The following is a 3,965-nucleotide window of genomic DNA, read 5'->3' as shown; positions in this document are numbered from 1 at the left end:
TAGTACAAAGTGAAGTATTTCGTGACCGTTTGGCTAAATTATCGTTCAAATCACAGTAAGCCTCAAAGAACTACTAGAATCAACAAATACGTTTCCAGCAATCTGTTGCTCAACTTATGCTTTCATAATTGCTCATCTTATAATTACAGTGACACCAGGAGTCCAACGGGTAATGATTGATGGGACAGAGCGCCCAATTGCCCGTCCTCAAGACAGTGAACGACAAAAACACAAGAGAACCTGGTTTTCCGACTTCTTCAACAACTGGAGTTTAGATTAGTTCCCGGTGCTAAACTAAATTTTCAAAAAATAAGGATACGGATTTAAGATGTTTCGTAAGGATTCAGGTGTTTGAAACCGAGTCACAGAGCGAGTTTCAAAATTGAATTTTGTTTATTAACATACCTGAAGTCGCAATAAGGAACGAAAACGTAGGCGTTACACAAAACTTATTGAGAATCAAAAATCATGCCTAATTCACAGAAACTATTATCAGGAAAAGGTTGTAGCGATTTTGGTATGACCTGAATCCTTACGATGTTTCCAAGAACTAAAACTAAGCTTTTTAGGCTTTATATAATGAGCCTTCTGAGTTTTGCACCGGGAACTAATCTAAGCTCCAGTACTTACTACTTTGTCAATATTTAGATGCGTTTGCCCTGGTTGGTTTGACAACAATGTTTCAATCTCTTTTTTTTCTACAACAGCATCTGGATTCGTTTTAGGATTCAGTTTTGTTGTTTTCTTCCAACTGATTCCCGCTTGCTAAAACAGGTCGTAGTAACTTTATTTTGACGTAGTAGCCACTAAACTCTGACCCATTTCAATACTTTGGGATCTTTGTCGTATCGATAGGTAATGCTGTCCTTAGTAGTGATAGACTCTCCTTTGCTGGCCTTACTTCTAATAGTAGAAACGGAATAGTAGGTTAATTCATTCATTTCCTTATGAGAAAGCTTTTCAATTGTATTACTTTCTGATTCATTTTGTGACTGATATTGAGATGAGTCATCTATTTTGATTTGAACATTTGTGGGAGGTTTAGTAATACTTTCTTTTTGACCTTTTTTATTACGATAATCCTGTACTTTCATAAGTTTCCAGTTGGAATATTGTGAGAGTTCCAGAACCCATTGATGATAATCAAATAGGCTTTCTCTATGTCCAACACTAATAAACGTTGTTTTCGTCTCTTGTAACTGTTGATATAAATGACCTTCATTTTTCAGATCTAAGGCACTTGTTGCTTCATCTAATATTGTGAACCTTGGATGAGTAACTAATAATCGTGCGAAAGCCAGACGTTGTTGTTCTCCTAGCGATAGTATGTTCTCCCAAGGAACTTCCGTATCAAAGCTATCGACTCGACTTAGCAAGTTTTGTAGGTTGACTTGTTGCAAAACTTCTTTAAGTTGTGCGTTGGTCATTTGACTATTTGTAGTAGGATAAAGCAACTGTTCGCGCAAGGTTCCTAAAATTATGTAAGGACGTTGAGGCAAAAATAAAACTTCTTCTAGGGGGGGTCGCACCAAACGACCAGTACCCGCATTCCATAAACCAGCAATCGCTCTTAGTAGAGAACTTTTACCTCGACCACTCGGCCCAACAATCAATAAACCTTCTCCTGCTTTGACAGACAGTGACAAACCTTCAACAATCACCTGTTCATAGTCGGGCGTTTGTAAAGTGACATTCTCAAAAACGATCTGATTTTCTTCTATTGTTTTTATAGTACGTACATCCTCTGGTTCTTTGGTAACATCTTCTAGCGCATCTGAAAATTCAGATAACCGTTCAACATAGCTAGAAAATCTTCCAGAATTCCCAAATTCATTAATTAACTCACCCAAAGCGTTAGCGAAAAAATAGCAACATGTAGACGCTTGGCTAAGTTCTCCAAAATCAATTTCACCTTTAATCTGTAAAGGCCCAAATACTATATATGGAAATATTTGAATTACAGCCTGATAACCTCTATTAAAAATCTCATTATTCCTCTCCCAATCAATTTTGCGTTTAGCATTTTTTATCAAATTACTAAATCGCCGGGCAATAATATTTAATTCTTGCTTCTCTCCTCGAAAAAAAGCTACTGATTCAGCATGAGTGCGGAAGTGAGTTAGACAATAGGTGTAGTCAGCTTTCGCTTCGAGTTCTTCTCCATTAATTTTATTTAATTCTTGGGTTAAGTAAACAGCAATCAAATTACCTATAACTGTATAAGTAACCAAAATTAGTGCAACAGTCTGAGAGATTGACCAGAGAATTAACAAAAAAGCTGTCATCTCCAGTATTTTTTCTAAGAGAGTAGCTGAAAAACTTAAAGCATTGTTTGCAATGGGTTCGATTTCTTGAGATAAACGTTGATCTGGATTATCAATATTAGATTTAAAGTTAATTTTGTAATATGCTCGATTGTCTAAATATTTTGATAAAATCTTATTATTCAGCCATTGATACCAATCAAGAGCAATTTTTTTTCTCACTAGTTTGGAGAACCCTACCAAGAGAGTTACCGATACCAGAGCTAAACCAAAAAGCAGTAAACTATCATAAAACTTAGAGATGTCCTTATCTTGAATGATGACATCGAGTAAATAGCGAGTAATAAAGCTATTAAAAACATTTGCGCTTACAAGTGCAATTATTAATAAAATCAACAGAGTGAGCATTCCCCATGAGCGAATTACGTCTGAGAATGCTCTGTCTCCTGGCTCGTTTGGATACCAGTAAGGTTGGGCGACTGCTTTTACGTCTTTCCAAAATTGAATAAAACCTAAAAAAGCATTTGTTGAAGGTTGAGCTTGAACAACTTGGGTTGGCATATTCTGAAACTAAACTAAGATTTTACGTAATAATTATGCTAGCTAGCTATATGGAAGTAGTGTTAAGGCTCAATCTCTTACTAAATAAGCATTGTAGCTATAAACAAAGTAGCAAATTGACCTAATGTAATTGTTGGTCTTTTTGGAGAATGATAGGCTTTTTATTACAAATCAGTAAATATGCTTTTGAAGGTATTATTTAGCACAATATTTATACTACGACGCATTTATTAAATCTGCTGCAAGCTCAGCTCCTTGGTGTCGAGAGTTGACAGCAGTTAATAATTTTTTAGCAAATAATTTTTGCGCCATGTTTCATATTCTATAACGCAGTATAAACCAATTTACATTTTATTTTTGCTTTTATCCCAATTTACCTAGTTGATACCTACCTCTTAACTGTCTTAACTGTCTTAACTGTCTTAACTGTCTTAACTGTCCGCTTAACTGTCCGCTTAACTGTCCGCTTAACTCTCTTAATTGGTATTGTATTTTGTTGATTAAGGTGAGATAATTCATAAATTCAATTAAAAAGTACAGCTTTAAATAAACAAACTCCGCTTATTGAAAAGTAAACTTTCATTGACAAGGAGTAAAAAATATCATTAGAGGATGTTTGAAAAGTCATGATTGATGTATCAAATATTTTTTTACCCCTCCCTAAGCCTCCCCTTTATAAGGGGAGGGAATCGAATTTTTCTTGTTTCCCCCCTTTATAAGGCAGGGCTGTTTCATTCCCTAAAGAGCGCTAAATATCAAGGGTTATAGCGATTTAAAATTGATTATTTTGTTACTAGCGTGCCAAGAAAATGAACAATTTTACTGTTGTTCAAGTGCTTAAAAGTTCATCTTCTCGTCACCCTCACTTACAATTTTCTCGCTAACCATCTTGACAAATCTTGTTTGAAATGGAATGAAACAGCCCTGCTTTATAAGGGAGGACTAAGGGGAGTAAGAACCCAATTAAAATCACAGCCAATCACTTTTCAAACAACCTCTTAGATACAGCAAATTCTGATACTTATTCCTATCAGAAAGTCTAGTTCATATTAACTTTCCTTTTAGCTAAGACTGTAAGAATTTAAGTTAGCTTGAAAAAAGTATTAATTTATTAAAATTAGCATCAATTAAAGTAAAAAT

The 3,965-nt window shown here is 35.0% G+C and carries 1 protein-coding gene and 1 pseudogene; both read right to left on the bottom strand.

Translation table 11 applies throughout. The features are described 5' to 3' along the window. Positions 1–666 precede the first annotated feature (666 nt). A pseudogene (locus tag RM368_RS31630) lies at positions 667–786 on the bottom strand (IS630 family transposase); the annotation flags it as partial. Positions 787–806: 20 nt separating this feature from the next. Next, complete coding sequence (locus RM368_RS31625; protein WP_322697714.1) at positions 807–2,825, bottom strand: ABC transporter ATP-binding protein/permease; 2,019 nt, start codon at positions 2,823–2,825, stop codon at positions 807–809. Between the last annotated feature and the right edge of the window lie 1,140 nt (positions 2,826–3,965).

The sequence above is a fragment of the Nostoc sp. DedSLP03 genome, assembly GCF_034530815.1.
GTDB lineage: Bacteria > Cyanobacteriota > Cyanobacteriia > Cyanobacteriales > Nostocaceae > Nostoc.
This window is presented reverse-complemented; position numbering and strand designations above follow the sequence as displayed.